We start from the raw sequence: 26,896 nt of genomic DNA, 5'->3' as shown, positions 1-26,896 counted from the left end.
GCATTGATACTTTTGCGCGAAAGGTTCTCTGAGATCTGTGAAAGTAAAGCTCATTTTGATCAAGAAAGTGTTAAGAGTGATGAAAGCTATTTTGCCGCCAGAAGAACGTGAGGCGCCCAGTGCCGCCAACTGGCATGCGGCGTTGAATTCCTGTTGCCTGGCAGGAGAAGGGCTCTTCCTTTCTCACTGAATGTCCTGAACATGCAAGGTAATCCGGGCGTTCGTCATCACCCGCGGCACTACCGGATTCGTAGTCCGACAAAAGAGGCCTTCATTCCTTCCGTTATGGAGGAACTGGATCGCTGCGGCCATAGGGACATTCACCTGCAGCTGTCCAGCAGCTGGCCAACCGCTACGAACGGTTGCTCCGGAGAAAAACGGCCCTTTGGCATTGACACGGAAGACATGCCGCCTACACTGGTCGGAGCCTGCCCTTCCCATTCATGAAAACGCTTAAAATCTCCTTTTTGCAATCCACACCGGACTTCGGGAAGGAAGGCATCCGGCACCTTCTGGAAGACAGATACCATATAGAGGAAAGCGATTCCGACTTTGATTACCTGATTGCCACACCGTGGTTTTACGTCAATCGTGAAGCGTTTTACGACTTCCTGGAGCGCTCGCCCGGCCATCTCACCATCATGTACGGCTGTCATGAAGCCATTGCTCCGGACTTCATGCTGTTTGACTATTACATAGGGGTGGACGCCATCCCCGCCAGCGAACGCACCGTAAAACTCCCCAGCCTGCGGCACCACCTTCAGGAAGTGCACGGGGCCAAGAAAGGACTGAATGCGGAAAACCTTCTCGCCGCCAAAACCGGCTTCTGCAATTTCATTTACGCCAACCGGAAATCCCACCCCAACCGGGACGCCATGTTCCACAAGCTTTCCAGCTATAAATTCGTCAATTCCCTGGGAAGCCATCTCAACAACACGCCGGGCGACGGCCTCCGGACGGGAGACTGGTACGCCTCATCCATCCGGATGAAAAAACCGTACAAATTCTCCATTGCCTTTGAAAATGCCTGGTACCCCGGCTATACCAGCGAAAAACTCGTCACCAGCATGCTTGCCGGCACCATCCCCATTTACTGGGGCAATCCTGACATTGGCAGGGAATTCAACTCCTCCTCCTTCATCAACTGCCATGACTTTCCCACGCTGGACGACGCAGTGGCCTATGTAAAAAAGGTGGATGAGGACAACGGCCTCTGGTGTGAAATCATGTCCCGCCCCTGGAAAACACCGGAACAGGAAATCCTGTTTCTGGAAGAAACGGCACGGGAAACGGAAAAGCTCTACAGGATTTTCGACCAGGCGCCGGAAGAAGCGCACCGCAAGGGTGACGGTACATGGATCTCCTATTATCAGCGTTTTCTGAAACGCGGCCACAAAGGGCGCCTGGCCTGGCACAGCCTGAAATCCCGCCTCCATCAATAACGAAGAGCCATACACGACGCGGACTCTCTGCAAACAGCCTTTTCATTCCTTCCTGCTATCCCTCCTGACTTTACGCGCCTTTCACCCTTATGGACAAATGCATCTCTGAAAACTTTTGTTCACCTTCTTCCCGGCAGGGCGGAAACTTCATTCACGGAACATACTTTCCCCACATCGACGGCCTGCGGACATTCGCCGTACTCTCCGTCGTCCTGTACCACTTGCAGGAATGGCTGTGCCCGGGCGGCTACACTGGGGTGGACATCTTTTTTGTCATTTCCGGCTATTTGATCGGCGGGGGCCTTGTTCGCAGTCTGAAAGAAAACTCCTTTTCCCTGACTTCCTTTTACTGCCGCAGAATCAAGCGCATCATGCCTGCCTACTTCTGCCTCATTGCGGTGGTGCTGGCCTTCGGCTGCTTTGTCCTGGACTGCGACGACCTGCGTTCCCTGGGCCGAACAGTTAGATCAAGCACGCTCTTCATCACCAACATTTATTTCAACAGAACCACAGGAGATTATTTCAGCCCGGCCACGGAGGAAAACCCCCTGCTGAATCTGTGGTCGCTGAGCGTGGAAGAACAATTCTACCTCGTCATCCCGCTGGCCCTCCTGTTCATGTGGAAAACCCGGCGTTCCGCCCTAATGGCCGCCGTCTGCGGAACCATGCTTCTTTCCCTGTGCATAGCTGCCTACCAAATGGACATGGTAGAGCAAAGCAAGGCCTTTTACCTGCTTCCCGGCCGTGCCTGGGAGCTTCTGGCCGGCTGCCTGCTCGCCCTGGCTCCCGCCGTGGCGGACAAAACGCGGGGAAAAGGGCTGCTGGCCCTGGCAGGATGGACCGGAATCCTCGCTCCCTTTGCCTGTTATACCTCCTCCACCCTCTTTCCCGGCTATACCGCACTGCCTTCCGTTGCCGGGGCCGTACTCCTGATACGCTACGGCAGTGACGGCTGGTCCGGGCGCATTCTGAAACATCCCGTCTGCACGGGTATCGGTAAAATCTCCTATTCCCTGTATTTGTGGCACTGGCCTGTCATCGTTTACTGGACCTACTGCCGTTTCAACGAGTGCGGCGTATGGGATTATGCGGGAATGTTTCTCGCCTCCCTCGCCCTGGCCTACCTCTCTTGGAAATTCGTTGAAATGCCCTTCAGAACGGCACCCGCGTTCTGGACGCGCAAAAACGCTTTCGTCTTCACTACGGTCGGCTGCTGCATGCTTGGTTTTGCCGGGGAATGGCTCAAATGGACGGACGGCGCCCGCAACTACTGGCATGTGGCGATCAACAACATGCCGTTTCCGGAATACTGGCGCGGACAGGCCTTCCCCCCTCGTTCGGCATCACGCCGCCGGACAAGGCCGTGGTGGAAAAGGGAAACCTCATCCAGTCCCATCACCCGGAGCTCGGCGACGTAACCGGATATCCCCTTGTCAGTCTCGGCAGGGAGGACCTCGCACCGGCTTTTCTTTTGATCGGAGACAGCCATGCCATGGCCAGTTCTCCGGGGTTCGACTCCGCCGCCAGGCTTCTGCACAAATCCGGCCTCTTTTTCCGTGCCCGTCTATGCCCTTTGAGCGGCATTTCCAACTCTTCAGAAAGCGGTGCACTGGCCCAGCTGCGGCTCATGTACCCGCATTGGGAACACAACATGAACCTGATCCTGGACTGGCTGGAACACACTCCCCATATTCGCACCGTGTTTATCCATAACCGCTGGATCGAGCTTGTCAACGACCAGCGGGATGAACAGATGAAGCAGCTCGTCTTCCAGGGCCTGTACAATACCTGCAAACGCATCCGCCAGTCGGGCAGGCAGGTCGTGCTGCTGGGTCCCGTGCCGGAATGGACATTCGGGCCATGCAAACTCATGCGCCGCAACGCGTTGCTGAATTCCAACCGGTCAGACCGCCTGCTGGGCGGAGACTTCAATACCCGCCAGCGTCCCGTCTTCACGATGCTTGGACACATGGCTGAAACCGGACTGTGCCGAGTAGTCCTGCTCCATGAAGCCTTTCATAAAAACGGACAATGGATGGAGCAGGAAGAAGGCCACCTGCTGTACTGTGACGACAACCATCTCTCGCCCTACGGCTCCAGGAAAATGGTCGCCAGCGTCATTGACCGTCTTTTCCCGGAATGGGAGAACACGGCATCCAACTAACCTGCCGCCATTCGTGGAAAAAGGGCAGGCCCTTTGGCATTGACAAGGCAGGTGCTCCCCCTACACTACGGGCACGGTAGCGCTCCACGCCTCCTCCGTGTTCCGGAAATCCGGCGGCCTTCCCGGCCGTCTTCTTCAACACCAGCTCCATATGCAGGATTCCAGCAGCCCCATACGCATCAAGGTCATCAGAAAATCCACCAAGGCCTCTCCCGATGAAACCGACTCCCTGCTGTGGGACGGCTGCCTATTCTGCACGGATGCCGCCATGACGGACTACGACTGGGTGCTGGTGTACGACGAATTTCCAAGACATGACATCGGCACCATCAGGAATGAAACGGAACCCCTGCTCTGTCCGCCGGACCAAACCATTCTGATCACGGTGGAACCGCCATCCATCAAGATATACAGCCGTGCATACACTCGCCAGTTCGGCACCGTCCTGACCACGCATTCCCCAACAGACCTTCCCCACCCCAACCACACGCTGGGCCGGGGTTGCCTGGAATGGCTTTATATCAAACCCATGCAGGAAATCCTGGATCAAAAGGAATTCCCCAAGACCAAAATGCTTTCCACCATCTGTTCCGCCAAGCAGCACACGCACACGATGCACAAAATGCGCTACGACCTTACGCGCTACCTGGCGGACAGGCTGCCTGAGCTGGACTGGTTCGGGCACGGCATTCGGGAAATAGACAACAAGACCGTCGCCATGGACGACTACAAGTACCACCTGTGCGTGGAAAACCATCTGGAGCCCCATCACTGGACGGAAAAGCTTTCGGACGCCTTTGTTGCCATGACCCTCCCCTTCTATGCCGGAGATCCGCGTGCCACGGAATGCTTCCCGCCGGAAAGTTTCATCCCAGTACCCATCAACGACCCCGGAAAAGCCTTTGAAATCATCCGCAAAGCCATGGACGACGGCGAATATGAAAAACGCCTTCCCGCCATCCGGGAAGCACGCTGCCTGGTTCTGGAAAAATACAACATGTTCGCCCAGACAGCCACGGTCATCCATAACCATCGCGGAACAGGGATCGTCCGGCCCGGAGCCGTCCTGAAGGGGCGCCACGTCCTGCGGAAAAATCCGGTCAATGCCGTCCGGGAATTGATCGACACACTGGCCTACAAAATCCGGTCCCGCAAAAAACGTAAAATCAGTCCCCCGGCATAACCCGGATCCCGGCTGTAATTTTTTACAAAAAGCCGTGTTCCTTTACCAATAAACGGAGCTGCTGGCAGGCATTCGGGAAATTGCCTTGCGGCAGGCGGAGCGCGCCGCCTCGGAACGGTGGTAGGACTCCCCGGGCGAACTTTCCCCCTGGTATTCCGCCAGCTTTCTGCCATTCAAATCATGCACGGTGACCGTGACCTTTGTCTTGTATCCCGGCCGCGTATCAGGCCCCGCAGTAGGGAAAAAGTAAAGGCCCTTGCGAATCAGGGTATGTTCTTCCGCCGTCTTGTCGACGGTAACGATGGCCCCGTAATTCCCCTCTCCGGGATAGATGACCCGGAAACCCTTGGCAGACAGGCCGGCCATAGCCGTATCCCTCATGTCCCAATCAGAGCACTGGACGCTGATATTGTGGTAGGTGGCGCGGCGTTCGGCAGCGGCGCGCTGGTTTTCCTCCATTTCCTTGGAAAACTGCGCCCATTCCTCCGCCGTACAGGCGGTCAGCAAAACCAGCATGCCGCCGGCACACCATCTGTTCCATTTGCCGTATTTCATCGTCCTAAAAAGCCCGGTTCCCCTCCGGCCTGAACATATTTCAGGCCGTTCACATACGGAATCCTGTGAATGAAAGAAGAAAAGACATCAGTCGGACTTGCGGGAGCCGTGCTTCCTGGCTTCCCGCTCCTCTTCCTTCTGCTTCTTCAGGTCTTCCTTCATCTTGGCCTTCTCTTCCGCATCCAGCTTGCCGTCCTTGTTGGTATCATATTTTTCCAGCATGGCGGCTTTCTTCTCTGCGGAGGTCATTTTTTTTGGGGCGTCTTCAGCAGCCATGGACGGCAGGGCAAACATGGCGGCAGCGGCAATAAACAAATACTTCTTCATAATAAAATGAAAGGCTTTTATAACTACTCCTGTTTTACTCCCGGACCGCGGCCTTGTCTCTCTTTTTCTCGCAAAAAACGGAAAATCCCTGCCATACTTCCCCGTTCATGAACACCCTACGCCTTGCCGAACGGGAAAAACAGGGGAATTACGACGATCATCACCAGTCCCATGATCACCTGAAGCGGCACGCCAACCTTTACGTAATCCATGAACGTGTACTTTCCCACCGGCATCACCAGGGCATTGGGAGGCGTGGAAAAGGGAGATGCGAAACACATGCTGGTACCCACGGAAACCGCCAGCAGCAGCGGATAGGGGCTGATTCCCATGCTCACGGCGGACTGCACGGCAATGGGCGCCAGAAGCACCGCCGTAGCCGTATTGCTAATGAACATGGTCAGCAGGGACGCCGTGAAATAAATGCCGGCCAGCAGGGCCAGGGAACCAAACCCTCCCAGCCCCGCCACGAGGCCATGGGAAATGGCTTCCGACGCCCCCGTTTTTTCCAGTGCCAGGGACATGGGCAGCATGGCAGCAATGAGCACGATGCTTTCCCAGTTGATCGTCTTGTACGCTTCCTGCACGTTGCGCAGGCAGCCGCACAACACCATGAGGACGGCGGCAATTAGAACGGCGGCCACGGCCGGAACCCAATTGAACACCATGGCAACGATCATCAGGATCATGATTCCCGCGGCCAGGGGCGCCTTGTGCGTCAGCGTCACCTTGGAAGCCTCCGCCAGGGGCTGGCCCACCACCACCCATTCAAACGTTTTCTCGCTTAGACGCGCGATGTCCGTCCACGTTCCCTGAATGAGAAGCGTATCCCCATATTGGAGCTTTACGTCCTTCAAATTGTGGAAAAGGTAATGATTATCCCGCTGGATGGCCAGAATGTTGACGCCGTACTTGGCACGGAGCCCGGAAGACTTGACCGGAGTATTGATCAAGTCGGAATTGCGCATCAGCAGCATCTCCGCAATGCCGATTTCATCAAACTTCAACTTGCTCCTGAGTACGGAATCCGTATCTTCCGGCGTCTTCCGGTTGATCATCACGGCTCCGAAATCCCGGGCAAAACGGTCCACATCCTCAAACTCCCCCATCACGTAAATCACGTCCGCCTTCCTCACCCGCGTATCGGACCCCGCCATGGTCTGGCTGACCGTCTGCAGGAAGGAATGGCGGGCGGAGTGCCTGCGGCGCACCTCCACAATGTTCACATGGTAGCGGTCCGGAATATGCAGGTCGTGCAGGGGATGCTCCGTTAACTCGGAATCTTCCAGCACGCGCAGCCGGTACAGGTTGCCGATGATCTGGTATTCGTCTATCAACTGGCTCAGGGATTTTCCTTTGGCCTCGTATTGCGGTTCCTCCCCGCGTTCTCCCAAAAACTTCCTGCTCAGGGGAATCAGAACCAGAACGCCCGTGACGATGCACATGATGCCGATGGGAGTGAAAGAAAAAAAGCCCAGCCCTTCCAGCCCGGCTTCCTGAAGCTGGTTGTTCACCACGAGGTTGGGAGGCGTGCCGATCAGTGTCAGCATGCCCCCCATGCTGCTGGCGAATGCCATGGGCATCAGAAGGCGGCGGGTTTGAATCCCTCCGTCCGCCGCCAGACTCACAAGAATGGGCAGCATCAGCGCCACCGTGCCCGTATTACTGACAAACGCGCCTATCCCCGCCGTCACGAGCATTGTCAGCACCAGCAGGCGCAGTTCGCTTTTCCCGGCCATCTTCACAATCCTGCCGCCTATCATTTTGGCAAGTCCCGTCCTGAAAATGGCGCCGCCCACCACAAAAAGTCCCACCATCATCACGACGATGGAGTTGGAAAATCCGGAAAGAGCCTGCTCAGGGCCCAGAATTCCGAACACCATCAGGCACAACAGGGAGCACAAGGCGACAATATCCGAACGAATTCTCCCCTGGACAAACAGAATGGCCGAGACTCCCAGAATAATCAGTGTGGTCAACATATTAAATCAGTGCAGCAGTTGGAAAAGGGAGCCCTTTCTAACATATCCGTTCCCTCCTTGTCGACCAGCCCAGAAGTCATCCATGCGGCATACTCCTGGGCCTTCCGCCGGAATCGCAGCGGTTTTGCTGAAAAACCCGGCATTCCGGAATGTTTCACGGAGCAGCATTGCCAAACTTTTCCCTTTTAAAAGTAGCTGATTGTAAAATCACTAAGGACAATCGACATATCGGCGGATTCATGGCGGACGGCTTTAATGAGGTCGCTGCGATGAAAGCTTCGAATGCAGGGATCTCCGTGGATACCGCTGTGAACATCGCCAGGGAATCGGCAGATGTCATCCTGCTGGAAAAACCTGATGGTTTTGGAAAACGGCAACATTTGCCGCGGAAATCCTTGCTTCTGCCAGGGGGGTATCTTCAAGAAGCCTCTTGAAGCCATCACCGCCGTGAAAGTCGGGAAAAGAAGGAGAAGGAAGAAAAGGAAAGACCCTGCATTGTTACATTCATGCAAGGCTTGAAAAAAGAAAAAGTGGTGGGTAGAGAAGGATTCGAACCTTCGAAAGCGAATGCTAACAGATTTACAGTCTGCCCCCTTTGACCGCTCGGGAATCTACCCACTTGAAGTGATGTGGGCCGAATGTATAGACTTCCTCCGCGCTTGGCAAGTTTTTTTTCAGTTAAGCCGATTCCGGATGGAACAAAAACTCATGGCCTTCCTACAAATCAGCCACATATACCGGAGCACGGCTGTCCAGGGAGTCCGTCTCCAGTTGTTCAAGCTGAGGGAAAATATTTTCCATGCTCTCCCACACCGCGGGAATGATCTTGATTCCGGTCCCAAAGCGGGCGGCAATCATCAGGGCATCGGACGGACGGGAATCCAGTTCCACCAGCTTCTCCATAACTTCATTGACGGCTTCCACCGCTACCCGGGCATAAAAGACTTCATCCTTGCGCCCGTTAATCAACACCAGCCTGACCCGGCACTCCATGGCGGAGAGCAGGTGCGCCAGCAGGGAGGAAGTGTCCGGCCTCGCCGGGCGTTCCCCCTTCAGCGCCTGTTCCAGGGCCATGCCGTCCGGCAGCTCCATGAAAATGACGCCTACCTTGCCGGTAAGCGGATCACGCAGGCATACCCCCGCGCCTGCCCGTGTATAGAGCAGCGCATAAGGTTCCACGGTAATCAGCTTTTCTTCCGGCATGGCAGGCAAAAGTTCGGAAATTAAAAACCGGGATTGATGACCCGCTCCGTATAGCGGGTAGCCACCTTTACGTATTTTTCCGCCCACTTGCGGTTGTTAGCCTGGGATTCCGGTCCCAAGTCCTTGACCACCTTGGCGGGAGAACCCAGCACCAGGGAATTGGGAGGAATAATCGTGCCTTTGGTCACCAGGGAATTGGCGCCGACCACGGACCCGCGGCCGATGACCGCACCGTCCAGAATGGTGGACCCCATGCCGATGAGGCATTCGTCCTCCACCGTGCAGGCATGCAGAATCACTCCGTGGCCCACGGTCACGTAATTGCCCACATAGCAGCCGTAATCGTCCGCCAAGTGGATGCAGCTATTGTCCTGAATGTTGGAATAGTCTCCAATGACGATCTTGTTGATGTCTGCACGCAGGGTGGTATGGTACCAGATGCTGGCATGCTCTCCAATGGTGACATCGCCGATCAGATCGGCGCTGTTCGCCACAAAAGCGGTATCCGCCACTTTGGGCCAGAAGTTCGCGTAAGGTTCTCTTGCCATATGGGACATGTATTAGTTGAAGATAAGACAGCATTCCAGCTTAAAAACGTTCATTCCCCGGATATGCCGCAACCTGGGGCAAGAGAGGACGGCCCTCCGTTCCCGGCGGAAACGGAAGGTGCCTTTCCCACTCCGGCAGCCATCCGGGTCAACGTTCCTCCCTGATGCCTTTCTTGCTGTTTTTCTCCCGCTTTTCAGCGTCCTTCCGCAGCAAGGCGGCCTTCTTTTCATTGCCGCCCTTCTCGTAATATCCGGCAATCTTTTTCTGGATGGAAACTTCCTTTTTCACCTTGAAATAGTCGTCGGACTTTGTCCGGATGTACCTGTTGTAGGAGGATTCCGCCTCCTTGGCCAGCTGGAGTACGGCGGCCTGGTCCTCCGAGACATAGCGGTAATACTGCCCCATCAGGGCTTCAAATACTTCCGCACGGACGGCATAGTCCTTCATGGACTTCCGGTAAAGGGCCGCCACAGCCGCCTTGTCCCCTTTTTTGATCAGGATATCCGCCTGCCGCTTGATAGCGGCGGAGGTCAGGTCGCTGCGGCCTTCATCCGTTTCCTTTTCCAGTTTCTTCAGATCGCGGGCCACATTGCGCTTGTTGGTGGCGGCATCGCGCTGGGGGAAAATGTACTCGTCCTCCACGCGCGCAGCCATGGCCAGATAATCCGGACGAGAGCGGAACTTCCGCTTGATCAGGGTGACCAGCCTGTCCCATTCCTCCAGCTTTGTCCCGCTTTCAGGCCGCGCCATTACTTCAATCAGCCGTTCCCAGCCCAGGGGGCTGCCCGGCGTGTTTTCCGTAGCGGCTTCCAGCATGACTCTGACGCAATCCGGTTTCTGCATTTCTTCAAACAGGTCCGCCAGGGAAAGGTAATCCAGCGTGGCGTCCAGCCTGGCACCGTTCACTTTCCTGTCCATTCCCTGCAGAAGAGTGGATTCATGTTTGGACTTGCGGTTGTGCGGATGGGAGAAATGGCCCGTATTGTATCCGTAGCCTCCGTAGGACTGCCAGGTATCGTCCGCCGTCAGCAGGTTCACCCAGGCATGCGGTCCGCGGTTGCCGTCGCCCGTAACATATGCGGAAGGGATGCCGTTGCATTTGGCCGTGTTAACAGCAAAATAAGCCTGGTCCATGCAGATGCCGCCTTCATCCAGGATTTCCTGGAAGGAGTAGGTATTGTACGGGTCTTTGCCAAGCGCGGCGCGGTCCATGCGGTAGCGGATCATGGAATAGGCGCCTCCCCATCCCTTGCGCGTCAGGCGCACCTTTTTGCGTGCCCAGTCCATTTCCGACCGCGGAAGGCGGACATCCACGATGAACAGCAGCTCGGACGGACTCAGCTTGGTGATGTCCGTCAGCAGTTCATGCTTCTCGTCCATTTCCATGAAATATTCAAATACCTGTTCCAGCGTCAGGGGCGTCGTGGAAATATTGCCGGAAGAGGATGCCCGCAATTTGGACGGACTGGAGGCAATGCCGGGATGCAGCATGGCGCATGCCAATGCCAGGGAGGAATATTTGCTGCGGGGCATGGCGGATGTTTTCATCCAGAATTCGGCCCATTTCCTCAGGATGCCGGCCCACTGTTCCTTGGGGGTCTGCTCCCGCGCCACCGTACGCAGAAAGAGCTTTACGGGATTGGATTTATCCGAAAAAAGCCATGGATAAAAATACCTGGGGGTGCTTTCCATGGTATGCTCCCGGATGGTGTCCGGCCCCACCTTGCTGATGAGCTGGTACAGCTCGTTGGCGCGCATGAGCATGGGGCTTTGCTGGTACATGGTTTCATCAAATTTGCCGAACTTGATGACCTTCACGGCATCCCTTTCCAGATTGGTGCGCAGGAATTCCGCATATAAATCATAACGGCTCGTTTCCAGAGCCAGGTCAAAGGCGTCCTTGAACAACTTCCGGTTGGCGGCATCATTGGCTTTCAGGCTGACGAGCAGCACGGGCTTCTTGAAAATCTCCAAACGGGGGTCCTCTTCCTGGACGATGGGCTCCTCCTTGGGCTCCACCGGAACCGGCTTCACTTCCTCCGGCTCCTTCTGCTGTTTTTTGGCGGCCTCTTCGGCGGCTCGGCGTTCCGCCTCCAGCCGGGCCTTTCTCTCAGCCTCCGCACGGGCGCGGGCTTCCGCCTCCTTCCGGGCGGCTTTGGCTTCTTGGGCTGCGGCTTCGCGCGCACGCTCGGCCTGGGCCTCCGCTTCTTTTCTGGCAGCCAATTCTGCTGTTTCCGCTTTTCTTTGTTCGGAAATGCGGTAGTACACCATGCCGCCGCCTACCAGTGCCAGTATCACGACAATCGCCATGATTGATCCGCCCGAGGAAGATTTTTTACGTTTCGGCGGAGGCGGATTCCAGGAATGGGGAATATTCATAAGGCAGTTTAAGAAATTAAAGTAATTCAGGTAAATTAACAATTTGGAAGGGGCCGCAGCACCCGGTTCCGTTTGACATAAAAGCGCAATATTATTTCAAGGTCAATCTGAAACAACCTGTTTACAGAGATAAGTTTCCATTTGCCTTCCTTCCCGCGCCTGATGCCGGGAAAACAGAAAGTCGCGGCGCCCTTTACGGCAAGACATCCGCAGAAAAACAGGATCATTTCTTTTTTCTTGCACAACCCTATTTATTTCCTAGGATAACGGCTCCCCCTCCTCTTCCCAAAAAGTCAGGGAAACATCCAACATATATTCTGTTCAAGAGACTCTACTACTGTTTATCCCGCATGAACCTCCCCCGCATCCATTTTCCCCGTCTGTTTCTCGTTTCCGCATGGCTTTCCTCCGGAAACGCCCTTTGCAACGACATTATCCTGCCGGAGCCGGACAGGAAGGGCGGCAAGCCCCTCATGGAGGCCCTGCAGGAACGCCGGTCCATCCGGACCTTCGCAGACCGCCCCATTCCTCTCCAGGTGCTTTCCTCCCTCCTGTGGGCTGCCCAGGGCGTCAACCGCGAGGACATGGATTACCGGACCGCGCCGTCATCCCGGAACTCCAATGAAATAGAAATCTATGTGGTCCTTCCGGATGCAGCCTATCTTTACAAACCGGAGACGCATAAATTGAAGAAAGTGATGCAGGGGGACCTGAGGGCTTCAACAGGTACGCAGGAATTCGTAGCGCAGGCTCCCCTTAATCTGGTGTATGTAGTGGACCAGTCCAAACAGCCCGGCGATTTTGACGCAAAAAGAAAATTGACGACGGCCTGCGCGGATGTCGGTTTTGTCGGCCAGAACGTTTATCTCTTCTGCGCTTCCGCCGGGCTTGGCACCGTCTTCCGCGCCATGCTGAATGAGGAAAATCTTCATGAACGGCTGAAGCTCAATATGTTCAAGAAGGTTCTGTATGCCCAGAGCGTAGGTTATCCTGCCATTCCCTGATGCCGCCATGCCTCTTAAGCCCGTTCTGTTGATGCTTTTTCTGATGGCAGGCTGCATGCCGCACATTCATGCGGATGCAAAAATAGCAGCTGCCGTACCCGTGTCTGTGAAAAACGTTAATAACTGCTACAAGCTCAGCCGGGAATTATACCGTTCCGCCCAGCCGGGCGACGATGGTTTTAAAGCCCTGGAAAAACAGGGCATCAAATCCGTGCTGAACCTGCGGGAATACCACAGTGACGACGACGAAGCGGAAGGTACTTCCCTGAGCCTCTACCGCATCAGGCTGGCCGCCGGGAAGGTAACCGCCCAGGATTTGATGGAGTGCCTGCTGCTGATTGATCAAGCTCCCAAACCCATCCTGGTGCACTGCTGGCACGGTTCCGACCGCACAGGCATTGTCTGCGCGGCTTACCGCATCGTCATACAGGGCTGGAGCCCCGAAAAAGCCGAGGAAGAATTGAAGGACGAACGGTTCGGACACCACAAGTCCTATTATTCCAACCTTTCCGAACTGCTGAGAACCACGGACTGGGAGGAGTTCAAGTCCGCCTTTCGCAAACGGAAGGCGGCGCAGGCATCCTGACGGCAGAAACAACGCCGGAAGAACTCCGGATTCTTCCCTGCCGGGAAAAAGACGGCCATCATCCGCCCTTACCACTGGTTATCCAGGTTCTTCGTATTGACCTTGCCCGGTTCCTTGTTGCGCTCCGTCATGCCGCGGACGGCCCTGGGCTCCGTTTCGTGAAGGTCAAGGATGTCGATCACGTTCTCCCCTTTTTTCAGGAAAGGCGCGGGCACATACAGCCTCAACTGCGGTCCCACGTTCCAGTACCGTCCCACGTTGATGCCGTTGACCCAAACGTATCCCTTGGTATAGCGTGACATGTCCAGGAAGGTGTCGTGAGGATTCTCAATGTTCAGAACGGCCCGGAAATGGGCTCCTGCCCGATTTTTGGACGATCCCTTCCCCTTGGGAGCCTGCGTGATGGAGGCGGCTGTCAGCGGCAGTGCCCTGACCGTCCATCCCTTCAATTCGCGCGGTCCCAGCTTCACGGCGCCGTGCAATCCTTTCCGGTCACTCTCCATACTGATATGGAAATTGATATGGCCCATGGCTTCCACCAGGATTTCCAGCGTTCCCGGTTTTTTGCGCTCCGGCAGAACCAGGCTTTTCTGCCCCAGCCGGCGGTCCAGCGTGCCGATGAGTTCTCCATTCAGGTAAACCTGCGCGTAATCGTTGGCATTGGACAATTCCAGCGCTTCGGAAGGCCCCGCCGGAACGGCGGTGCTGTAAATGGCCATGCCCTGATTCTGGTTCCACTGTTCAAAGTAGGGCGGCTGCGGGAATTTGGAACGGAACGGCCTGGGCAGGTTCTCCCACAATCCGGCATGCACCTGCGGAGTGAACTCCGGTATCTCCATGGAAGGAATGTCCGCGGGAGGCTCCGGAACGGCCGCCTCCGCCGGCAGCTTGGCCAGAATGATCTCCCTCATCCGGGTATAATATTCGTTCATGCGGCCGTGTTCATCCACAGGGGAGCCGTAATCGTAGCTGGTGAGATCCGGCTGGTATTGCCCCGGCCCCCCGTTATTGGCTCCCGCCGTGAAGCCGAAGTTGGTGCCCCCGTGAAAAACGAAGAGGCTGAAAGAACGCCCCTTGTCCATGAACCAGCGCACGTGGTCGACAATTTCGGGAGTCGGATTCCAGTTGCCTTCCCCCCAGTGCCTCAGCCAGCCAGGATACGTTTCCGAGGAGAAGACGGGGACGCCCGGATTGCACTTGTTGGCAATCTTCCAATGCCCGTCGTTCAATCCGGGGTCCAGCCCCACGGCCACGCCGGGAAGCGTGACTCCCTTCAAGTAATGTTCCCCGGCGCCGTCGGACGTGTAAAACGGTCCAAATCCCTTCCGGGTCCAGAACGTCTTCAGCCATTCCATGTACTTGGGGTCCTTGCGCTGATAACTGCCGTATTCGTTCTCCAGCTGAGTCATCAGGATGGGGCCGCCATTTTTGGCCAGAAACGGCTCCGCCACCCTGGCCACAGCTTCCAGATACCGGGCCTGGGCCTTCATGAATTTGGCGTCTTCCGTTGTCCTCAGTTTGGCCTTGGGGTCTTTCAGCAGGTAATGAGGCAGTCCTCCCAGGTCCCATTCCCCGCAGACGTACGGCCCCGGGCGGAAAAGCACCCACATGCCTTCCTCCTGGCAAAGTTTGAGAAACGCGGCCAAATCCCGGTTGCCGGTCTTGAAATCAAAGCTGCCGTCCGGCTGCTCATGGTCATTCCAGAACACATAAAAGGCGATTGTGTTCAGACCCATGGCCTTGGCAGTCCGGATGCGGTGCCTCCAGTATTCCCTGGGGATCCGCTGGGGATGCATTTCCGCGCCGCGTATCTGGAACGGCTTGCCGTTCAGCATGAATTCCTGGTTATCCTCTCCGCCGAACTTGAAAACGGCAGGGGTTCCCCGCGTGGGAGCGGGTTTCCCCACATTCAGAACGGCTTCAGGACCTCCCCACGCCAGGGCGGCCATTCCGGCTATCAGAGCGACGGCTCCCATGCATCCATGTTGCTTCATCATTCCGGTTTGTTACCTTTTTTGAAGGCGGTTGCCAATTACATTTTCCCTTCCCGTACCGCTGGAGCAAACAAGTTCCGGAATAATGTCATACATTCTGTTTTTTGCACAAAAACCGGAAAAAGTTTGTCTAAACTAATCGAGATGAAAACAATTGTTCTTCTGCGCCATGGGGAAAGCACATGGAACCGGGAAAACAGGTTCACAGGATGGACGGATGTGGACCTGACGGAAAAAGGGGTGCAGGAAGCGTATTATGCGGGCGACCTGCTGAAAGACAAGGGAATGGCTTTTGACCAGGCCTATACGTCCTACCTCAAGCGCGCCGTCAAGACGCTGAACTGCGTTCTGGACCGCCTGAACCAGGACTGGCTGCCGGTTGCCAAAAGCTGGCGGCTGAATGAAAAGCATTACGGCATGCTCCAAGGCCTGAACAAAAGTGAAACGGCTAAAAAATACGGCGACGAACAAGTTCTGGTCTGGCGCCGCAGTTATGACGTGGCGCCTCCTCCCGTGGCGGAAGACGACATGAACAACCCCCGCTGGGACCCGCGCTACAGGGAAGTGCCGGACGACGAACTGCCGCGCACGGAATCCCTGAAATCCACCATTGAGCGCCTGATGCCCTATTGGGAAGGGACCATTTTGAACTCCCTGAAAACATTGGACAACATCCTCGTCGTGGCCCACGGCAATACGTTGCGCGGCATCATCAAGTACCTGAAGCATATTCCCGACGAAAAGCTCCTTTCCCTGAACCTGCCCACAGCCATTCCGTACGTATTCGAATTTGACGACTCGCTGAACCTGCAGAAAGACTATTTCCTGGGAGATCCGGATGAAGTCCGCAGGCGCATGGAAGCCGTCGCCAGCCAGGGGCAGGCGTCCGGAAATACCCCCGCCACCTAACCCATTCCCGACATGACCGACCATCCCTGCCGCATAGCATTCTTCGACGCCAAGTCCTATGACCGGGACTCCTTCAACCCGATCAACGAACGCGAATACCATTACGATATCCGTTATTTCAAGGGGCATCTGAATACGGACAGTGTGCCGCTCACCCGCGGGATGGATGTGGCCTGCATCTTCGTGAACGACACGGCGGGAGAGGAAGTCATCCGTGCATTGAAGGAAAACGGCGTCCGGCTGCTGGCCCTGCGCTGCGCCGGGTTCAACAACGTGGACCTGGAAGCGGCGGAGCGCTACGGACTGCCCGTCGTGCGCGTGCCGCGGTACTCGCCTTACGCCGTGGCGGAACACGCCGTGGCCCTGATGCTGGCGCTGAACCGCAAAATCCACCGCGCCTACTGGCGCACGAGAGATGGGAACTTTTCCCTGCACGGCCTGATGGGATTCGACATGCATGGAAAGACGGCGGGCATCATCGGCACGGGCCAGATCGCCAAAATACTTATCCGCATCCTCAAGGGATTTGGCATGAATATTCTGGCTTATGATCCGTACCCGGACAAACGCTTTGCCGAGGAAACCGGCATCACCTACACCACGCTGGACAACCTGTACGCGCGGTCGGACATCATCTCCCTGCACTGTCCGCTCACGCCGGAGACGGAATACCTGATCAATGCCGACTCCATCGGGAAAATGAAGGACGGCGTCATGATCATCAATACGGGGCGCGGCAAGCTGATCCACACTGATATGCTCATAGACGGCCTGAAATCCAAAAAGGTGGGATCCGCCGGGCTGGACGTGTATGAGGAGGAAGGGGAATATTTTTACGAGGATAAATCCGACAAGATCATTGACGACGACACCCTTGCCCGCCTGCTCTCCTTCAACAACGTCATCCTGACCTCCCACCAGGGTTTTTTCACAAAGGAAGCCCTGCACAACATTGCGGAAGTCACCCTCCATAACATCCGGGAATTTCTGGAAGGGAAAACGCTGGAAAATCAGGTGATTCTCGGCCAGTAGCATAAAATTCCCCCCTCTGTCTGGATGTTTTCCGGCCTCTTGCGCGTTTCCGGCTCTTCCTCACGGGGGATTTTACGATTTAGTTAGGCATGGACTATTTCCCATTGACAACTAATGGCATTTAAAGGAGAAAAGGGATACTCCCCCCTACACGATGAAACTGTTTTTTATTCTAACCTCATCCCTTTTTCTCTGCCTCTGGGCGTCCAGGCTAAATTCCCGGTGGAAGGACTGATCAAGACGGCCAGTAGCGGAGCCATTCAGGGCAAAGCCATTCTGATGAAGGCGGAAAACGCGGAACTGGCCGGCAGCAAGCTGGAAAGAATAAACTCCAATAAATTCATTGCCGGCATGGCCAAAAAGGATTCCGGCGCCAGTTGGAAAATCAATGTCCTCAACGATGGGGAATACATTCTTGAAATCTGGTACGTTTTTCCTTGGACGGCAAGCGCTTCCGCACAATATGAACTGCAATGCGGTTCCTCCCCCTCCTTCGTGTGGAAAGTACCGACCAACGGCGGAGGCATCAATGACGGAAGCATTTACCATCCGGGGAGCATGAAGCTCACCAAGGGGAAACAAACCTTTACCATCAGGAAAAAAGGAAGGGACGGCATCTATGTCCGCTACATCCGCCTGATTCCGACAGACATTTTTCCGGTGGTGCAGCCGACGGCGGGAGGAAAAATCATCCTCACTCCGGAGAACTGCTTCATCTCCCACGCACAGGCCAAGGACCTCGGAAAATTCAATGTTTTGTCTCACTTCAGTTCCGTCAGCTGGGACATTGAGACGAAAAAGGGAGGCACGTACACGGTAACGACGGATTACGCCATAGCCGCGCCTGCCTCCACCCTTCTCAAGATAGGTTATTCCGTAAACGGCAACCTGGAGGAATTCACCTTCCCGGGAACGGGCGGCTGGACCAAATTTGCCAAATACTCTCCCGGCGCCATCACCCTGCTGCCGGGGAAATGCACGCTGACCGTGAAGGGAATAACGAGCGGCGCCGAAACAAAATCCATCTTGCTCGTTCCAGAAACCTGAACCAAGATTCCATTCCCCGGCCCATGAGACAAGGGCGCCGGCGTTCTGGGGAGACATGAACACCGCCTAATCCGGGAATGGCAAGGAAGTGTTCCGAAAAAGCCGGACAGACATCGGCCTTGCTCCCACCGGGAAGACGCCGGATACTGGCGGCCAGCATTCATGGAAAAACTGCCGACATCCTCCCGGTCCCTGCGCTACCTGCCTTTTCTGGTGGCATCGGCGTTCTTCATGCAGATGCTGGATGCCACCATCCTGAATACGGCCATTCCTACGATTGCGCGCAGCTTCCACACCCATCCGCTGCAGCTCCATTCCCTGGTCACCGCCTACATGCTGACGGTGTGCGTGCTGATACCGGCCTCCGGATGGGTCTCCGACAAACTGGGATCGCGCCGCACCTTCCTCTTCGCCATCTCCCTGTTCACGTTCGGCTCCCTGCTCTGCGCCCTTTCCACCTCCGTCGCCATGATGACGGCCTGCCGTGTCGTCCAGGGCATCGGCGGGGCGTTCCTGATGCCTGTGGGGCGTCTGGTCATCCTGCGCTCCTACCCGCGCTCCATGTTCGTCAACGTCCTGAACATCGTGACCATCCCGGCGCTGCTGGGGCCCCTGCTCGGTCCCGTGCTGGGCGGCATCATCGTGCAGTACATCTCCTGGCACTGGATATTCCTGATCAACATTCCCGTGGGACTGGCGGGCCTGTGGGCCACGCGGAAGCTGATGCCGGACCTGAAGGCCGTCAAGGAACAGAAGTTCGACTGGCCGGGATTTCTGTTTTTCTCCGCTTCCGCCCTGCTGATCACGATGAGCCTTTCCACGGAAGGAGGGTCCCCGGACAAGACCCGGATGGGGATTCTCATGACGGCAGGGATTCTTTTCCAGACGGTATATTGGACGCTGGCGTTCCGGTCGGAAACGCCTCTTTTCAGCCCCTCCCTGTTCCGCATCCGGAACTTTGCCATCGGCATAGCCGGAAACATCGTCTGCCGCCTGGGCGGGAGCTGCCTGCCTTACCTGATCCCCCTCTTCTTCCAGGTGGTGCTGGGGTATTCCGCCCTTAAATCCGGCATGTCCCTGATTCCTTTGGCCGTGAGCAACCTTCTGGCAAAGACGGTGGCCCCGCGGCTGCTTGGAAAATTCGGCTACCGGAACATCATGGTCATCAATACTTTCACGATCGGGAGCCTGCTGGCGGCTTTCTATTTCATCGGTCCCGGCACTCGTGAATTCACCCTGCTGGCCATGCTCGCCCTGCTGGGAGCAGCCAACTCCATCCAGTTCACCTGCATGAATACCCTGACACTGATTGATCTGCCGAACGCGGACGCCAGCAGCGGGAATTCCCTGCTTTCCATGATCATGCAGTTGTCCATTGCCGTCAGCATCGCAGCGGCTTCCTTGCTGCTGGACTGTTTCGGCGGCCATGCCGCCACTTCCGGGCCTGCCGTGGAATCGGCCTTTCACGCCACGTTCGTCACCATCGGAACGATTGCGGCGGCAAGTTCCTTCATCTTCGCCCTGGTGGACAAGGACAAGGGCAAAACCCGCAAAAAGCGGAAAACCGCATGACGGTGAGCGGAACTTTTCCTTCCGTTCAGGAACAGGAAACCTCCCCGCCCGTTTCAAGGGAACAGCACTGGGCAAACTGCGCGCGCGACTCTTCCAGGTCAATCGGCTTCTTGTCCGGTCCCAGGGCCACGTAAACGAGTTCGGCTTCCGTGATCTTGGCCACGTTGTTGCACAGCTTGGTCAGACGCTCCGCATACACCACCACCCTCACCGTCAGGGATGTACGCCCAACCCTGATGATGTCCGTGTAAAAGGAGACCACATCCCCCACCATCACGGGGGCTTCAAAAGTCAGGCTGCTGACGGCCCGCGTCACAATATAGCGGCTCAGCGCATAGCGCATGGCCGTGCTGGCGCCCGCAAGGTCCACCTGGCTCATTACCCAGCCTCCGAACACGTCGCCGTGCTGGTTGGTATCCGCCGGCATGGGTTCCACGCGCAGGGCGGGCATGCGCCCTTCCGGGAGTCTGTTCTCCTCGTATATGGTGTCTTTCATTTTAGGAATTATTATAATTAACAGAAAAATGCTCGTATATTCCCCTCCGGGTGTAAAGAGAAAAAGGAGAAAGCGGGCTTTCCCCCGCAAAAGATCGTTTTCGTAGAATAGGTTCGTCCGGTATTCACAGTCTTTTGGCCGCCATGGGAGATGTGACCGTATTGGTTTGCCGCGTGAAGTATTGCGTCTTATCGGGCTTTTTCCTGCAATGATCTTCTTCCGGAACTTGTCTCACCCTCATGCAACAGGACCACCAGCCCAAGACAAAGGAAGTGGACGGCAAGGAATACCCCGCTTCCGAATTCGCCTATGTGCCTGATCCGGAAAAACCTTCCACTTGGAAGCTCCCGATTTTTGACGCCCACCATGTAGGGGGCGCCCTGGCCGCCATGACGAGCGACTACCGCGGCAATCCGGTGGAAATCCCGGAACGCGACCGGAAGGCCGTCATGGAAAAGATCATGGCGCGCAGGGACGAACTGGAAAAAGGCCGCCGTTGAAATCCGCGAAATGCGGGGACGGCGGATTTATCAGGAACGGTATCCGGTCCTGAAAAAACAGGGCCCGCCATGAATCGCGCCCGTCAGCACGGCGACGTCTGTTCTGCATATCGGAAATACAAGGGATTCGACCCGCCGCCATAGGCGACACACGCAGACACATATCCGTCACCAGGGGTCGGAATCCCGGAAATGCCGCCGGTTAGTGGGTGATTACGGCCATTCCGCTGCCCGTCAAACATGAAGTATTCCGGAACAGTCTGCTGGATGCCGGTAAAAGCAGGCAATTCCGGCGGTGGTTTTCCGGACCTCTCCATTTTATCTGCGGAGGCGGGCAATTCCCTCATTTTTCCTGTGAAATCGCATGCATTTTTCTTTCGGATGTGGTAACATGCCGTTACCATTGCACGGCGTATCGCAGAAACGGGCTTTCCGGTGTAAAGACATTTCCGGCAGCAGGAAAAAATGGAGGAAAACACCTCTTATGTATATCCCCGGCGGTACCCTGCACATTCCATTCAGGCAGCATGTCCGGAGAAAAAATAAAAATATGCCTCTGGCTCTTCTGGATCAATCTGTTCATCGGTGCGTTCACCTTTGGGGGCGGCTACATTGTGGTCCCGATGATCAGCAAATATTACGTCCGGAAAAAACATTTGTTCTCCAAGGAGGAATTGTTGTCCATGGCCGCCATCGCACAATCCACGCCCGGAGCGATCGCCGTCAATCTCTCCGCCCTGGCAGGCCACCGCACCGCAGGGCTTCCGGGCGTGCTTGCCAGTTGTCTGGGCGCCGTCATTCCCTCTCTGGTCATCCTGTCCGCCGTGGCGTCCTGGTATGAGGCATTCAGCTCCAGCACTGCGGTGGAAGCCGTCCTGCGGGGGATGCAGGCGGGCGTGGCAGCCCTCATCGTGGACATTGTGGTGGACATGTGGCGGATGATTCTCCGCAAAAAATCGGCCCTGCTGAACGCCATGGTACCGGGGGCCTTTGTAGCAAGCTTCGTCTTTCACCTCCATATAGCCGTTATTCTGGCCGTATGCTGCATCCTGAGCCTGTGGCACGTCCGAATAAAACAGGAAAGGAGATCCGGATAATGCAGATGCTCTGGCAGCTCTTCAGCGCTTTCCTTCAAATCGGAGCGTTCAGCATCGGCGGCGGGTATGCCGTTATCCCCATGATCCGTGACCAGGTGGTCATTCATCACGGCTGGATCACACAGAAGGTGTTTACCGACATCATCACGATCTCCCAGATGACGCCCGGCCCGCTGGCCATCAACACATCTACCTTCGTGGGATTGCAGATAGCGGGCATTCCCGGTGCCATGACGGCTACACTGGGCTGCGTCCTTCCCGGCGTGGCGGCGGCGCTGCTGCTGCACCTTTTTTTCCAAAGGCATCGGCGTTCCCTTTACATCTCCGGCATTCTGGAAGGGTTGAAAGCGGCTTCCGTAGGCCTGATCATGTCCGCGGGCGGAACCATCCTGATGCTGACCTTCTGCGGCACCTTTGACTGGCAATCCGTGGAAAGGGTGGACATTCCCAGCTTCATCCTGTTTGGAGCCGCTCTGTTTGCCCTGAGAAAATGGCGCGTCAACCCCATCCTGCTGATGACTCTGACGGGAGCGGCCGGATACCTTGTTTACGGGCTGCGTTGAATCTCCGTCAATCCGCTCCTTTCTCCAAGGAAAAGGCATGGCGGCGGAAAAAACAGGCGGCCTTCTTCCCGGCCTCCATAGCTGAAAATCTGCCCGGCGAATTTGTGCAGATCACGGAAAAGGTACGGTTGAGCCTGTAATCCCAACCAAGGCACAATATTGTTCAACTTGGCAAAATCCTTGAAATATCAATGACATGGAACGCTTAAACAGCGTTTTCAATTGAACGATCGTCCGTCTTTCAGGCCTCCACGCCTATGGGAATGCATGCAGGCGCAGCAAGCCCTGCGCAAGGTCCGGCATCAAATTTGCCTAGACCTTCCCCGGCCCGCGGTATTCCCTTCTGAACATCACGATTAATGGAAAAATGAGCAGCAAAGACATTCACGACATGCAGGACCCCCGTCATCAATTCTATGACGGGAAATATGAAAAACAACAGCAGGAAGCGCCCGGCCTGCAATCTGACATGACCCCCGTTCCCGATTCCGGTGAAAAGAGCTATAAAGGATGCAACCGGCTGGCCGGCAGGAAGGCGCTGGTAACCGGAGGAGATTCCGGCATCGGTCGGGCGGCCGCCATCGCCTACGCCCGGGAAGGTGCGGACATTGCCCTGAACTATCTGCCGGAAGAGCAGAGCGACGCGGAGGAAGTGGCCCGGCTGGTGGAAGCGGAAGGCCGCAATATCGTCCTTCTTCCGGGCGACCTCAGCGACGAGGAATTCTGCAAAAATCTTATTCACGATGCCCTGGAAAAGCTCGGCGGCCTGGACATCCTGGCCCTGGTGGCTGGCAAGCAGGTAGCGACCGAGGACATTCAGGACATCACCACGGAGCAGCTTGTCAAAACATTTGAAGTCAACGTTTTCTCGTTATTCTGGATTGCCAAGGCGGTCCTCCCCCACCTCAAGCCGGGAGCCAGCATCATCACCTGTTCTTCCATTCAGGCCTACCAGCCGGGCAAAAACCTGATTGACTACGCCTCCACCAAGGCGGCCATCATTGCCTTCAGCCGCGCCCTGGCCAAACAGGTGGCCTCCAAAGGCATCCGAGTCAACGTCGTGGCTCCCGGCCCCGTCTGGACACCCTTGCAGGTAACGGGAGGCCAGTTGCAGGAACACCTGCCGGAATTCGGCCAAAAGACGCCTCTGGAACGGGCGGGACAGCCCGTGGAATTGTCCGGCCTCTATGTCTTCCTGGCCTCCCAGGAATCAAGCTTCATCACGGCTGAAGTCTTCGGCGTCACCGGCGGCATGCATTTGGCCTGATGCGGATTCCTTGTCCGCAAAAAAATGCGGACTGCCGGATTTCCGTCGGCGCTGGGTATTTCCAGTATCCACGGATCATAAATCTCTACCGGTTTCCCTCTCCCAACAGGGGGAAGGGAAGCCTTTACTTCTTCAAAAACGGCGCAGGGAGGATAATGAAGCGTGCTTTCTTTCCCATTTCAAACGGCACGTTTCCCGAAGCTCCCGGACAGAAAGTATTCGTCGGCCCTGGAAGAACTTTCCCTGTCCATCCTCCGGAAAAGAAACCGTACAAAATCATCGCTTTTCTTTCTTTACTCTGGGGTATCAAAAAATATGATTGTGCCTTCGTACGTTTCCCCCGCCGACTCTCTCGCGGCGGCGGCAAGCCTTCTCCCTGTAAGAAAACAACCCCTGTTCACGTACTTCCGACCATGAGCACCTCTCTCTCCAACGACGCCTCCCTGCTGGCGCCCAAGCCCCATTACGCCATTCTTGACGGCCTCCGGGGAGTGGCGGCCGTCATGGTCGTGCTGTTCCACCTTTTTGAAGGAAGCCTGAGCGACCGGGAATTCCATACCGACCAAATCATCAACCACGGCTATCTTTGCGTGGACTTCTTCTTCATGCTTTCCGGCTTCGTCATCGGCTACGCCTACGATGACCGCTGGGGCAAAATGAGCCTGTGGGACTTCTGCAAGCGGCGCCTGGTCCGTTTGCAGCCCATGGTGGTGATGGGGATGCTCATCGGCGGCATCTTCTTCTACTTCCAGGACTCAGAAATCTATCCGGCCATGGCCTCCACGCCCATGTGGGAAATGCTGCTCGTGATGACCATCGGCTTTACGCTTCTTCCCGTTCCCACCTCCATGGACGTTCGCGGCTGGGCGGAAATGCATCCGCTGAACGGCCCGGCGTGGTCGCTCTTCTTTGAATACATTGCCAACATCCTGTACGCCACCGTCGTCAGAAGGTTTTCCAACACCTGGCTCTCCATCCTGGTCTTTCTGGCGGGCTGCGCCCTGATCCACCAATGCTTCAGCCAGGGCAACAACATCGGCGGCTGGACACTGGACCTGGAACAACTCCAAATCGGCGCGACAAGGCTGATCTTCCCGTTCTTCGGCGGCCTGCTCCTGTTCCGCCTGGGGAAACTCGCCAGCATCCGGAACGCCTTCTGGTGGTGCAGCCTGATGCTCGTCGCAGCCATCTCCATGCCCCATGTGGGAGGCGCGGAATACTTCCGCCTGAACGGCCTTTACGATGCCTTCTGCATCATCGTCATCTTTCCCCTGATCATCTTCATGGCCGCCAGCGGACACACGAAAGACCGCTTCTCCTCAAAAGCCTGCAAATTCCTGGGCGATATTTCCTACCCCCTCTACATCACCCACTATCCCATCGTTTACCTTTACACGGCGTGGCTCTACAACAACAAGGTCCCCCTCTCCCAGGCGCTTCCCGTCATCGCCGGCACGCTCATTATCTGCATAGCCCTGGCCTATGCCTGCCTGAAACTGTACGATGAACCCGTCCGCGACTGGCTGAAAAAACGCGTGCTGATGCGTACCTCCAACCAGAAGTGAAGAAAAAGGAGGAAGCTTTTTTGGTCATCATCAACCAAGAATCGGCACAAAAATATTATGCTGGTACAAGCTATCTGATATTTCCACGGATTAACAAAATACCTGCGAAAGTTTTTTGGCTTTCAGTAACTGATCTATAGCGGTATACCGAGGCGCTTGAAGTGCTAACCTTTTATTATTCGCATCCAGCGGTATAGGTTTTATTTTTTTCAAATTTTTCACATACAGCAAGTATTTATTTGTATCCTGATATTTTTCCATAGATACGATTTCAGCATAGCAGGTGATTGCTGATACAGGAGAAACCTGGTAAATAGCTATATATTTTAACCGATCTATCATGGATGCACTAATACGTATTGCATACCAACGATTATTGCCAAGAAATTCTTTTTCAAATCCTTCTTCTCTTGCAGGTACGACCACGGTATTCAATGTCTCAGGCTTAAGGATTTTACCTTTTTCTATGACGTCCCTCACCTCTGCATTAAATGGAGTAAATTGATGAATGTAATCATTTCTATATTTAAATGTTTTAAATTCAACAATATCCGTATTAAGAGTCAATTGGCCAAGAACATTTTCCAATTCTGGAGAAGAGTGATCAATAACAACGACAGCGTTCAACGGTTTTTCAAAAATAAGACTTTCAAGAAAAGCATCTATATTCCTGTATCCTGCACGAAGAAAACCTGCCTCAACACGTTCTCTCATGCTTTCGTCTTTCATTAAAGCATCAAGCAGAAATTCTTTTATTTTTCTGCCACTGGCCTTATATGAAATAGCAAACTTTAAAAGCTGAGAACCGATGTGTTTATAAGGATCATGGCTGGATAATTCATTTTCAATAATGTGTAGCCTGGGTTCAACCTCAAGAGAAAAATCTATCAAGTATCCATCCGGAATTGTGATGATGCTTTCGCCGATTTGTTTCTTAATATCAATATAGATACTGTTCTCTCCAAAAATATGAGGCGCTTGTTCAATGACAGCCGATTCAAAATCTTTTTCCAGCAGATACTCGTGACAAACGTATAACTTGTTATTGTACAAAAGTTTTTCCATATTTTATAGTATTCTGGCGATTTTACTTTATAGGGAGCTCCCGGAATTTGCCAGTATAATCATTGGAGCACTATATTATCAAACTCTTAACAATTACTTCCCCATATGGGAAAATAGCCTTAAAAAGGGTTCCTGCCTATTCTTCCAGAATAGCTAGAAATTCCTGATAATCTCTGTAAATGTAAAACCATTCCGGCATCAGATTTTCTATTCCTGCCAAAAGAAAAGCCCTGCAAGCTTTTGGCTTGCAGGGCTTATTAATGGCTCCCCCGGTTGGGCTCGAACCAACGACCTAGTGATTAACAGTCACCCGCTCTACCGCTGAGCTACAGGGGAGTTTGCGTTCCGTAGAGCGCGGAGGGGTTTTTAGCGGAGACTCAGGCGTTTGGCAAGTACTTTTTTGTTCCTGCACGCT

At 55.1% G+C, this 26,896-nt stretch carries 25 protein-coding genes and 2 tRNA genes; 16 read left to right on the top strand and 11 right to left on the bottom strand.

The features are described from left to right. The first annotated feature begins 443 nt into the window (after positions 1–443). The 4 genes from V3C19_RS00340 (at position 444) to V3C19_RS00325 (ending at position 4,789) form a co-directional block, all read left to right on the top strand. The gene (locus V3C19_RS00340; RefSeq protein WP_130084111.1) at positions 444–1,442 is read left to right on the top strand and encodes a glycosyltransferase family 10; all 999 of its coding nucleotides are present in this window, start codon (positions 444–446) and stop codon (positions 1,440–1,442) included. 89 nt (positions 1,443–1,531) lie between these two features. Next, a complete protein-coding gene (locus V3C19_RS00335) occupies positions 1,532–2,860 on the top strand; it encodes an acyltransferase (protein WP_302389192.1) in 1,329 nt (442 codons plus the stop codon). Beyond that, positions 2,806–3,606: an SGNH hydrolase domain-containing protein gene (locus V3C19_RS00330; protein ID WP_302389189.1), complete on the top strand. Its 801-nt coding sequence runs from the start codon at positions 2,806–2,808 to the stop codon at positions 3,604–3,606. Before V3C19_RS00335 ends, V3C19_RS00330 begins: the two co-directional genes overlap by 55 nt. A 151-nt stretch (positions 3,607–3,757) precedes the next feature. Further along, entirely contained in the window at positions 3,758–4,789 is a 1,032-nt protein-coding gene (locus tag V3C19_RS00325) for a glycosyltransferase family 10 (RefSeq protein WP_149873349.1), read from the top strand. Between the two features lie 42 nt (positions 4,790–4,831). Here V3C19_RS00325 and V3C19_RS00320 read toward each other — a convergent pair whose 3' ends face one another. The 3 genes from V3C19_RS00320 to V3C19_RS00310 form a co-directional block, all read right to left on the bottom strand. Then, entirely contained in the window at positions 4,832–5,344 is a 513-nt protein-coding gene (locus tag V3C19_RS00320) for a hypothetical protein (protein WP_130084108.1), read from the bottom strand. A gap of 87 nt (positions 5,345–5,431) precedes the next feature. Then, complete coding sequence (locus tag V3C19_RS00315) at positions 5,432–5,671, bottom strand: hypothetical protein (protein ID WP_130084107.1); 240 nt, start codon at positions 5,669–5,671, stop codon at positions 5,432–5,434. A 116-nt stretch (positions 5,672–5,787) separates the two neighbouring features. Beyond that, positions 5,788–7,653, bottom strand: coding sequence for an SLC13 family permease (locus V3C19_RS00310; RefSeq protein WP_295932066.1), 1,866 nt, complete (start codon positions 7,651–7,653; stop codon positions 5,788–5,790). 149 nt (positions 7,654–7,802) lie between these two features. On the opposite strand from V3C19_RS00310, the gene V3C19_RS00305 reads away from it, so the two are divergent. After that, entirely contained in the window at positions 7,803–8,087 is a 285-nt protein-coding gene (locus tag V3C19_RS00305) for a hypothetical protein (protein ID WP_295932069.1), read from the top strand. A 97-nt stretch (positions 8,088–8,184) separates the two neighbouring features. Here V3C19_RS00305 and V3C19_RS00300 read toward each other — a convergent pair. From V3C19_RS00300 to V3C19_RS00285, 4 genes are all read right to left on the bottom strand, one after another. Continuing rightward, positions 8,185–8,270: transfer RNA gene (locus V3C19_RS00300), tRNA-Tyr, on the bottom strand. Positions 8,271–8,370: 100 nt separating this feature from the next. After that, on the bottom strand, positions 8,371–8,856 hold the full coding sequence (locus V3C19_RS00295) for a bifunctional nuclease domain-containing protein (RefSeq protein ID WP_130084104.1): 486 nt from the start codon (positions 8,854–8,856) through the stop codon (positions 8,371–8,373). 20 nt (positions 8,857–8,876) lie between these two features. Continuing rightward, positions 8,877–9,404, bottom strand: a complete 528-nt coding sequence (locus tag V3C19_RS00290; protein WP_231863845.1) for a gamma carbonic anhydrase family protein — start codon at positions 9,402–9,404, stop codon at positions 8,877–8,879. A 148-nt stretch (positions 9,405–9,552) separates the two neighbouring features. Further along, positions 9,553–11,715 (bottom strand): transglutaminase domain-containing protein, encoded by a 2,163-nt coding sequence (locus tag V3C19_RS00285; protein WP_295876175.1) that lies wholly within the window; start codon positions 11,713–11,715, stop codon positions 9,553–9,555. Positions 11,716–12,134: 419 nt separating this feature from the next. Here V3C19_RS00285 and V3C19_RS00280 point away from each other — a divergent pair, with 419 nt between their 5' ends. Beyond that, on the top strand, positions 12,135–12,788 hold the full coding sequence (locus V3C19_RS00280) for a nitroreductase family protein (protein ID WP_295876178.1): 654 nt from the start codon (positions 12,135–12,137) through the stop codon (positions 12,786–12,788). Positions 12,789–12,795: 7 nt separating this feature from the next. Further along, complete coding sequence (locus V3C19_RS00275; protein WP_295876182.1) at positions 12,796–13,374, top strand: dual specificity protein phosphatase family protein; 579 nt, start codon at positions 12,796–12,798, stop codon at positions 13,372–13,374. A gap of 68 nt (positions 13,375–13,442) precedes the next feature. Here V3C19_RS00275 and V3C19_RS00270 read toward each other — a convergent pair whose 3' ends face one another. Further along, on the bottom strand, positions 13,443–15,371 hold the full coding sequence (locus V3C19_RS00270; protein WP_295932075.1) for a beta-galactosidase: 1,929 nt from the start codon (positions 15,369–15,371) through the stop codon (positions 13,443–13,445). A gap of 141 nt (positions 15,372–15,512) precedes the next feature. Between V3C19_RS00270 and gpmA the strand changes: the two genes are divergently transcribed. The 4 genes from gpmA (at position 15,513) to V3C19_RS00250 (ending at position 19,928) form a co-directional block, all read left to right on the top strand. Continuing rightward, the gene (gene gpmA, locus V3C19_RS00265; protein ID WP_130084101.1) at positions 15,513–16,277 is read left to right on the top strand and encodes a 2,3-diphosphoglycerate-dependent phosphoglycerate mutase; all 765 of its coding nucleotides are present in this window, start codon (positions 15,513–15,515) and stop codon (positions 16,275–16,277) included. A gap of 12 nt (positions 16,278–16,289) precedes the next feature. After that, positions 16,290–17,309, top strand: coding sequence for a 2-hydroxyacid dehydrogenase (locus V3C19_RS00260; RefSeq protein ID WP_295932078.1), 1,020 nt, complete (start codon positions 16,290–16,292; stop codon positions 17,307–17,309). 114 nt (positions 17,310–17,423) lie between these two features. Next, a complete protein-coding gene (locus V3C19_RS00255; RefSeq protein WP_295932081.1) occupies positions 17,424–18,356 on the top strand; it encodes a hypothetical protein in 933 nt (310 codons plus the stop codon). A gap of 162 nt (positions 18,357–18,518) precedes the next feature. Beyond that, on the top strand, positions 18,519–19,928 hold the full coding sequence (locus V3C19_RS00250) for a DHA2 family efflux MFS transporter permease subunit (RefSeq protein WP_295932084.1): 1,410 nt from the start codon (positions 18,519–18,521) through the stop codon (positions 19,926–19,928). Between the two features lie 25 nt (positions 19,929–19,953). On the opposite strand, the gene V3C19_RS00245 is transcribed toward V3C19_RS00250, so the two are convergent. Further along, positions 19,954–20,424, bottom strand: a complete 471-nt coding sequence (locus tag V3C19_RS00245; protein WP_130084097.1) for an acyl-CoA thioesterase — start codon at positions 20,422–20,424, stop codon at positions 19,954–19,956. Between the two features lie 239 nt (positions 20,425–20,663). Here V3C19_RS00245 and V3C19_RS00240 point away from each other — a divergent pair, with 239 nt between their 5' ends. From V3C19_RS00240 to V3C19_RS00220, 5 genes are all read left to right on the top strand, one after another. After that, positions 20,664–20,924: a hypothetical protein gene (locus V3C19_RS00240; protein ID WP_067569467.1), complete on the top strand. Its 261-nt coding sequence runs from the start codon at positions 20,664–20,666 to the stop codon at positions 20,922–20,924. 527 nt (positions 20,925–21,451) lie between these two features. After that, complete coding sequence (locus tag V3C19_RS00235; RefSeq protein ID WP_295932094.1) at positions 21,452–22,021, top strand: chromate transporter; 570 nt, start codon at positions 21,452–21,454, stop codon at positions 22,019–22,021. Next, positions 22,021–22,584, top strand: coding sequence for a chromate transporter (locus V3C19_RS00230; protein ID WP_130084094.1), 564 nt, complete (start codon positions 22,021–22,023; stop codon positions 22,582–22,584). Before V3C19_RS00235 ends, V3C19_RS00230 begins: the two co-directional genes overlap by 1 nt. Positions 22,585–22,951: 367 nt before the next feature. Next, the gene (locus tag V3C19_RS00225) at positions 22,952–23,851 is read left to right on the top strand and encodes an SDR family oxidoreductase (RefSeq protein ID WP_130084093.1); all 900 of its coding nucleotides are present in this window, start codon (positions 22,952–22,954) and stop codon (positions 23,849–23,851) included. A gap of 413 nt (positions 23,852–24,264) precedes the next feature. Next, positions 24,265–25,416: an acyltransferase gene (locus tag V3C19_RS00220; protein ID WP_130084092.1), complete on the top strand. Its 1,152-nt coding sequence runs from the start codon at positions 24,265–24,267 to the stop codon at positions 25,414–25,416. A 90-nt stretch (positions 25,417–25,506) separates the two neighbouring features. Here the strand turns inward: V3C19_RS00220 and V3C19_RS00215 are convergent, their stop codons facing one another. Both V3C19_RS00215 and V3C19_RS00210 read right to left on the bottom strand, forming a co-directional pair. Further along, on the bottom strand, positions 25,507–26,481 hold the full coding sequence (locus V3C19_RS00215) for a hypothetical protein (RefSeq protein ID WP_130084091.1): 975 nt from the start codon (positions 26,479–26,481) through the stop codon (positions 25,507–25,509). Between the two features lie 261 nt (positions 26,482–26,742). Then, positions 26,743–26,817: transfer RNA gene (locus V3C19_RS00210), tRNA-Asn, on the bottom strand. Between the last annotated feature and the right edge of the window lie 79 nt (positions 26,818–26,896).

The sequence above is a fragment of the Akkermansia sp. AE01SA01 genome (genome assembly GCF_036417395.1).
GTDB lineage: Bacteria > Verrucomicrobiota > Verrucomicrobiia > Verrucomicrobiales > Akkermansiaceae > Akkermansia.
Note: the sequence above shows the minus strand (reverse complement) of the source record. Positions and strands in the feature narration are given on the sequence as shown.

Bases quoted from the DNA above. Each gene is read 5' to 3' on its own strand.
- V3C19_RS00340 (WP_130084111.1), top strand. From the start codon at position 444: ATGAAAACGCTTAAAATCTCCTTTTTGCAATCCACACCGGACTTCGGG.
- V3C19_RS00335 (WP_302389192.1), top strand. From the start codon at position 1,532: ATGGACAAATGCATCTCTGAAAACTTTTGTTCACCTTCTTCCCGGCAG.
- V3C19_RS00325 (WP_149873349.1), top strand. From the start codon at position 3,758: ATGCAGGATTCCAGCAGCCCCATACGCATCAAGGTCATCAGAAAATCC.
- V3C19_RS00320 (WP_130084108.1), bottom strand. From the start codon at position 5,344: ATGAAATACGGCAAATGGAACAGATGGTGTGCCGGCGGCATGCTGGTT.
- V3C19_RS00315 (WP_130084107.1), bottom strand. From the start codon at position 5,671: ATGAAGAAGTATTTGTTTATTGCCGCTGCCGCCATGTTTGCCCTGCCG.
- V3C19_RS00310 (WP_295932066.1), bottom strand. From the start codon at position 7,653: ATGTTGACCACACTGATTATTCTGGGAGTCTCGGCCATTCTGTTTGTC.
- V3C19_RS00305 (WP_295932069.1), top strand. From the start codon at position 7,803: ATGTTTCACGGAGCAGCATTGCCAAACTTTTCCCTTTTAAAAGTAGCT.
- V3C19_RS00295 (WP_130084104.1), bottom strand. From the start codon at position 8,856: ATGCCGGAAGAAAAGCTGATTACCGTGGAACCTTATGCGCTGCTCTAT.
- V3C19_RS00290 (WP_231863845.1), bottom strand. From the start codon at position 9,404: ATGGCAAGAGAACCTTACGCGAACTTCTGGCCCAAAGTGGCGGATACC.
- V3C19_RS00285 (WP_295876175.1), bottom strand. From the start codon at position 11,715: ATGGCGATTGTCGTGATACTGGCACTGGTAGGCGGCGGCATGGTGTAC.
- V3C19_RS00280 (WP_295876178.1), top strand. From the start codon at position 12,135: ATGAACCTCCCCCGCATCCATTTTCCCCGTCTGTTTCTCGTTTCCGCA.
- V3C19_RS00275 (WP_295876182.1), top strand. From the start codon at position 12,796: ATGCCTCTTAAGCCCGTTCTGTTGATGCTTTTTCTGATGGCAGGCTGC.
- V3C19_RS00270 (WP_295932075.1), bottom strand. From the start codon at position 15,371: ATGATGAAGCAACATGGATGCATGGGAGCCGTCGCTCTGATAGCCGGA.
- gpmA (WP_130084101.1), top strand. From the start codon at position 15,513: ATGAAAACAATTGTTCTTCTGCGCCATGGGGAAAGCACATGGAACCGG.
- V3C19_RS00260 (WP_295932078.1), top strand. From the start codon at position 16,290: ATGACCGACCATCCCTGCCGCATAGCATTCTTCGACGCCAAGTCCTAT.
- V3C19_RS00255 (WP_295932081.1), top strand. From the start codon at position 17,424: ATGGCATTTAAAGGAGAAAAGGGATACTCCCCCCTACACGATGAAACT.
- V3C19_RS00250 (WP_295932084.1), top strand. From the start codon at position 18,519: ATGGAAAAACTGCCGACATCCTCCCGGTCCCTGCGCTACCTGCCTTTT.
- V3C19_RS00245 (WP_130084097.1), bottom strand. From the start codon at position 20,424: ATGAAAGACACCATATACGAGGAGAACAGACTCCCGGAAGGGCGCATG.
- V3C19_RS00240 (WP_067569467.1), top strand. From the start codon at position 20,664: ATGCAACAGGACCACCAGCCCAAGACAAAGGAAGTGGACGGCAAGGAA.
- V3C19_RS00235 (WP_295932094.1), top strand. From the start codon at position 21,452: ATGTCCGGAGAAAAAATAAAAATATGCCTCTGGCTCTTCTGGATCAAT.
- V3C19_RS00230 (WP_130084094.1), top strand. From the start codon at position 22,021: ATGCAGATGCTCTGGCAGCTCTTCAGCGCTTTCCTTCAAATCGGAGCG.
- V3C19_RS00225 (WP_130084093.1), top strand. From the start codon at position 22,952: ATGAGCAGCAAAGACATTCACGACATGCAGGACCCCCGTCATCAATTC.
- V3C19_RS00220 (WP_130084092.1), top strand. From the start codon at position 24,265: ATGAGCACCTCTCTCTCCAACGACGCCTCCCTGCTGGCGCCCAAGCCC.
- V3C19_RS00215 (WP_130084091.1), bottom strand. From the start codon at position 26,481: ATGGAAAAACTTTTGTACAATAACAAGTTATACGTTTGTCACGAGTAT.